Origin of the sequence: Arthrobacter sp. H41 (genome assembly GCF_000520535.1) — a bacterium.
In the GTDB taxonomy this organism is placed as follows: Bacteria; Actinomycetota; Actinomycetes; order Actinomycetales; family Micrococcaceae; genus Arthrobacter_D.
Genome location: NZ_KI914801.1, coordinates 22,686 through 28,128, shown reverse-complemented (window position 1 = coordinate 28,128; position 5,443 = coordinate 22,686). Strand labels below are relative to the sequence as shown.

General features: G+C 66.9%; 6 protein-coding genes. All 6 read left to right on the top strand.

The genetic code is table 11. The annotated features are described in order from the left end of the window. Positions 1–195, top strand: a 195-nt coding sequence (locus tag Y705_RS0110840) for a hypothetical protein (RefSeq protein WP_026532862.1), incomplete at its 5' end; no start/stop codon positions are given. Between the two features lie 128 nt (positions 196–323). After that, complete coding sequence (locus Y705_RS0110835; protein WP_049822608.1) at positions 324–1,586, top strand: PucR family transcriptional regulator; 1,263 nt, start codon at positions 324–326, stop codon at positions 1,584–1,586. Between the two features lie 78 nt (positions 1,587–1,664). Beyond that, positions 1,665–2,630, top strand: coding sequence for an ACP S-malonyltransferase (locus Y705_RS0110830; RefSeq protein WP_026532860.1), 966 nt, complete (start codon positions 1,665–1,667; stop codon positions 2,628–2,630). After that, positions 2,627–3,688, top strand: a complete 1,062-nt coding sequence (locus Y705_RS0110825) for a beta-ketoacyl-ACP synthase III (RefSeq protein ID WP_026532859.1) — start codon at positions 2,627–2,629, stop codon at positions 3,686–3,688. The genes Y705_RS0110830 and Y705_RS0110825 overlap by 4 nt, the downstream gene beginning before the upstream one ends. A gap of 80 nt (positions 3,689–3,768) precedes the next feature. Further along, complete coding sequence (locus Y705_RS0110820; protein WP_026532858.1) at positions 3,769–4,014, top strand: acyl carrier protein; 246 nt, start codon at positions 3,769–3,771, stop codon at positions 4,012–4,014. Positions 4,015–4,140: 126 nt separating this feature from the next. Next, the gene (locus Y705_RS0110815) at positions 4,141–5,376 is read left to right on the top strand and encodes a beta-ketoacyl-[acyl-carrier-protein] synthase family protein (protein ID WP_026532857.1); all 1,236 of its coding nucleotides are present in this window, start codon (positions 4,141–4,143) and stop codon (positions 5,374–5,376) included. Positions 5,377–5,443 lie beyond the last annotated feature (67 nt).

The following is a 5,443-nucleotide window of genomic DNA, read 5'->3' as shown; positions in this document are numbered from 1 at the left end:
TTCGGTTTCTCCGACACCCGCGCCGCAGCCCGCCGCTACTTCAAGATCGACAGCCACTCCATCGTGGTCCGCGCCCTGGAAATGCTCGCCCGCCGCGGCGAAGTCGACACCACCGCACCCCGCGAAGCCATCGAGAAATACGCCCTCCACGACATCAACGCCGGCACCACCGGCACCACCGGAGGCGAAAGCTAACCACCACCCACCAACCACACCAACAAAACAACGACGACGGCAGGCAGGGCCACCAAACCCCACCCGCCGTCGTTTTTGTAGCCATTCCACAAATGGAGGTTGGTCCCCGAAAAACGTATGCTCGGACCATGCCGTCGCCAGAAGTTTCCTCCAGCGTCCCGCGAAACGGTAGCCGGAACAACGGGCAGGTACCGCCCGATCCTGACACTGTGGAAAAGCTGCGGGCGAAAATCGGTTCGCTCTCGACGGCGACGCTCAAGCAGCTCGATGCCGACCTGCCCTGGTACCGAGGACTTCGCCCCGACGAACGCTCGGCCCTGGGGCTCGTGGCGCAAAAGGGCATCGCATCGTTCGTCAGCTGGTACCAGCGCCCCGTCTCCCCCGCCTGGGTACTCAGCGACGTGTTCGGAACAGCGCCCACCGAGCTCACCCGCTCCATCAGTCTCCAGAAAGCGCTGCAGCTGATCCGCGTGGTGGTCCAGGTTGTCGAGGACCAGGTGCCCTTCCTTGCGCCCGCCGCCGATCAGGGGCCGCTGCGCGAGGCCGTCCTCCGCTACTCCCGCGAAGTGGCCTTCGCTGCCGCAGACGTCTATGCGCGCGCCGCCGAGACCCGCGGATCGTGGGACACCCGGCTCGAAGCGCTTGTTGTCGATGCGATCCTGCGCGGTGAGAGTTCGGACGCCCTGCGGTCCCGGATCGCCGCCGTGGGCTGGAAGTCCCAGGCACGGATCACCGTGATGGTCGGCAGTTCTCCAGTGGAGCCGAACGCCGCTTTCCTCGGGGAACTGCGCCGCGTCACGGGCAGGCTTGCCGAGGACACGCTCGTGGGAATCCAGGGGGAACGGCTCATCCTCGTGCTCGGTGGCGTACGGGAACGCGATTCCTCCTACCGCCGGATCAGCGAACTGTTCGGTGCAGGTCCTGTGGTGTACGGCCCGGAAGCGGAATCGCTGGTCGCTGCGAGCAGTTCCGCGCAGGCGGCGTTCGCCGGCCTGACCGCGGCAGCCGCCTGGCCCGGCGCACCGCGCCCGGTCTCGGCCGAGGACCTCTGGCCGGAGCGAGTCTTCGCCGGCGACGACACCGCGAGGAAGTCACTCGTGCATTCCATCTACCGACCGTTGCAAAACGCCTCCAACGGGTTGGAGGAAACACTGTCCGCCTACCTCACCCTCGGACACTCCCTTGAGGCGACCTCACGCGAGCTTTTCGTCCACGCCAACACCGTCCGGTACCGACTGCGCCGGGTCTGCGACGTCACCGGCTGGGATCCATTGCTCCCCCGTGAGGCCTATGTGCTCCACACCGCCCTCGTGGTGGGACGGCTCTACCATTCGGTCAAGCCCCCGGCCGAGCGTCTCCCCCAGCGGCCCACCGACCTCCGCACCTTGTAGACTTCCTACAAAGCGGCTCGAACAGCTTCGTGCAATCAAACACCCGGAAAAACAACCGTCCTTTGGAAAGGTGGAAACGTGCTCGCAATCGCCTGCCCCGGCCAGGGGTCCCAGACGCCAGGATTCCTCAGCCCGTGGCTGGAGTTGCCCGGAGTGGCCGATCACCTTGCCGCCCTGAGTGAGCAGGCCGGCGTCGATCTCATCCTGCACGGGACCGTCTCGGACGAGGACACCATCAAGGACACCGCGGTGGCGCAGCCGCTGATCGTCGCCGCGGGGCTCGTGGCGGGACGGGCACTCCTCGAGGAACGCCCCCTGACCGCCGGAACCGTCGTTGCAGGCCATTCGGTGGGCGAACTCACCGCCTCCGCAATCTCCGGGGCGCTCAGCGAGGCCGACGCCGTCGCCTTCGTCCGGGTACGCGCAAATGCCATGGCCTCCGCCGCTGCCACCATGCCGACCGGCATGAGTGCGGTGCTGGGAGGCGACTCCGACGACGTCGCCCGGGTACTGAGCAGGCTCGGGCTCACTGCGGCGAATGCCAACGGAGGCGGCCAGGTAGTGGCGGCGGGGACCCTTGAGCAGTTGGCCGCGCTTGCCGCTGACCCCCCAGCGAAGGCACGGGTCATCCCGCTCAAGGTCGCGGGTGCGTTCCACACCGACCACATGTCCCCTGCCGTCATGGCGCTCGAAACACTCCGCCCCATGCTCGCGCCGTCGGAGCCGGTGGGCACGTTGCTCTCCAACTTCGACGGCCGCCCCGTCAGCACGGGCGAGGCGAACCTCGACAGCCTGATAGCCCAGGTCTCGCGCCCGGTCCGCTGGGATCTCTGCATGGAGTCGATGCAATCGATGGGCGTGACCGGCATGGTCGAACTCGCTCCGGCGGGAACCCTGACCGGGCTGGCCAAGCGCGGAATGCGCGGTACGGCGGCGTTGGCCGTAAAATCTCCTGAGGACCTCGAGGCGGCTCGCGTATTCATCCGCGAGCATTCCCGCACGCCGGACCTGGATCCAGCCCTTATCGCAGAAGGACTTTCGTGAGCACTCCCGTCATCAAGCAGGCATCCCTCCGCGAGCACACGCGTATCCACGGGCTTGGCATCTACCGGCCCAGCGTCGTCGTCACCAACGAGGATGTCTGCCAGTGGATCGATTCCTCCGATGAGTGGATCCGCCAGCGCACCGGGATCGTGACCCGCCGCCGTGCGCCCCGCGACGTCAGCGTGGTCGACATGGCCGAGGCAGCGGCACGCGAGGCGCTGGCCGACGCCGGTATCGAAGCCTCGCAGCTCGGCGCAGTACTCGTGTCCACCGTCACGCACCCGCACGCGACGCCGTCGGCCGCGGCGCAGTTGACCGACCGACTGGGAGCCACCCCCGCACCCGCCTACGACATCTCGGCGGCCTGCGCCGGATACTGCTACGGGATCGCACAGGCGGACGCCCTGGTCCACGCGGGAAGCGCAGAGTATGTCCTCGTGGTGGGGGTCGAGAAACTTTCGGACTTCATCGACAACGGCGACCGCACCATCTCCTTCATTCTCGGTGACGGAGCAGGTGCTGTCGTCATCGGCCCGTCCGACTCCGCCGGCATCGGGCCGTCGGTGTGGGGTTCGGACGGCAGCAAGCACGGAGCAATCCGCATGAGCCACTCGCTTCTCGAGATCCGCGACTACTCGCTCGCTGCCGCAGCGGGCGGCGAGGGCACGTCGGCGGCATCTGCCGAGGCCCAGGCAGCGCTGTGGCCCACGATGCGCCAGGACGGCCAGACCGTCTTCCGATGGGCCGTCTGGGAGATGGCGAAGGTCGCCCAGCAGGCGCTCGACGCCGCGGGAATCACCTCGGCCGACCTCGTCGCCTTCGTGCCGCACCAGGCAAATATCCGTATCATCGATGAGATGGTGAAGCAGCTGAAACTGCCGGAACACGTGCAGGTGGCACGCGACATCGTCGACGCCGGAAACACGTCCGCGGCGTCGATCCCCTTGGCCATGCACCGTCTGCTGAAGGAACAGCCGGCCCTGAGCGGCGGGCTCGCCCTGCAGATCGGGTTCGGAGCCGGGCTCGTCTTCGGCGCGCAGGTTATTGTTCTCCCCTAGATTTCCAAAACCAGACCGCATCAGCGCGGTTTGACCCACCCCGCCGGGAAATGCCGGCATCAACGAAAAAAGGAGCCCCCATGGCTAGCAACGAAGAGATTCTGGCCGGTCTGGCCGAAATCGTCAACGAGGAAACGGGACTTGCGCCCGAGTCCGTCGAGATGGACAAGTCCTTCACCGATGACCTCGACATCGACTCCATCTCAATGATGACCATCGTGGTCAACGCCGAGGAAAAGTTCGGCGTCCGTATCCCCGATGAGGAAGTCAAGAACCTCAAGACCGTGGGCGACGCCGTGAACTTCATCTCCGGAGCGCAGTCCTAGTTCCATCGGTTCTGCTCCTTGAGGGAGCCCGGCGGCCGCCTTCGGCATTGTGTCCACGGGCGGCCGCTTCTTCACCACGTGCCCCGGTTCACCCGGGCCGCAGCCTAGCTTTGAAAGAGTGACAGCATGCCACGCAAAGTAGTCATCACCGGCCTTGGAGCAACCACGCCGATCGGCGGGGACGTACCCACCATGTGGGCGAACTCCCTCAAGGGCGTTTCGGGCGCCAGAACCATCGAGGCCGACTGGGTGCAGAAGTACGAGCTTCCTGTCACCTTCGCGGCGCAGGCGACGACGCCGGCCAGCGAGGTCCTGTCCCGCGTCGAGGCCAAGCGGATGGACCCTTCAACCCAGTTCGCCGTCATCGCCTCCCGCGAGGCTTGGCGTGATTCCGGCATCGAGGACTTCGATCATGACCGGCTCGCGGTGGCCTTCGCCACGGGGATCGGCGGAGTCTGGACCCTCCTCGACGCGTGGGACACCCTGCAGGCCAAGGGCCCCCGCCGTGTCCTCCCGATGACCGTGCCCATGCTCATGCCGAATGGCCCGGCGGCGGCGGTAAGCCTTGACCTCGGTGCGCGCGCCGGTGCACACACGCCGGTTTCCGCCTGCGCTTCGGGAACCGAGGCGCTGCACCTCGGCCTGGACCTCATCCGATCCGGCAAGGCCGACGTCGTCATGTGCGGCGGCGCCGAGGCCGCCATCCACCCCATGCCGATCGCCGCGTTCGCGTCGATGCAGGCACTCTCGCGACGCAATGACGAGCCCGAACTGGCCTCGCGCCCCTACGACCTGGCCCGGAACGGCTTCGTCATGGGCGAGGGCGCCGGCGCCCTCGTCATCGAGGCGGAGGAGCACGCCCTCGCCCGAGGTGCCCGTATCTACGGCGAACTCGCGGGTACCTCGGTCACTGCTGACGCCTATCACATCACCGCACCGGATCCCGGCGGCCTCGGGGCCACCCGCGCGCTCAAGGCGGCTCTGTTCGATGCAAGGGTCCAGGCCTCGGATGTGGTGCACGTCAACGCGCACGCGACGTCCACCCCTGTGGGAGACAAGCCGGAGTACGTGGCGCTGAAGGCGGCCCTCGGCTCCCAGCTGGACAACGTCGCGGTGTCTGCCACCAAGTCCCAGACAGGACACCTGCTTGGAGCATCGGGTGCGGTCGAAGCTGTCATGACAGTTCTCGCGGTCTACGAACGCACGGTGCCGGTGACGATCAACCTCGACAACCAGGACCCCGAGATTCCCCTCGATGTAGTGACCTCGGAGCGGAAGCTCCCCTCGGGAGACATCGTTGCCATCAGCAACTCCTTCGGCTTCGGCGGGCACAACGCCGTCATTGCCGTGAAGAACGTCTAGGACAGCTCGTCAGCGTGCGGCGGACCGGCGGTTCGCCGCACGCTGGCTCGGTTGCCCGGGTAGCCTG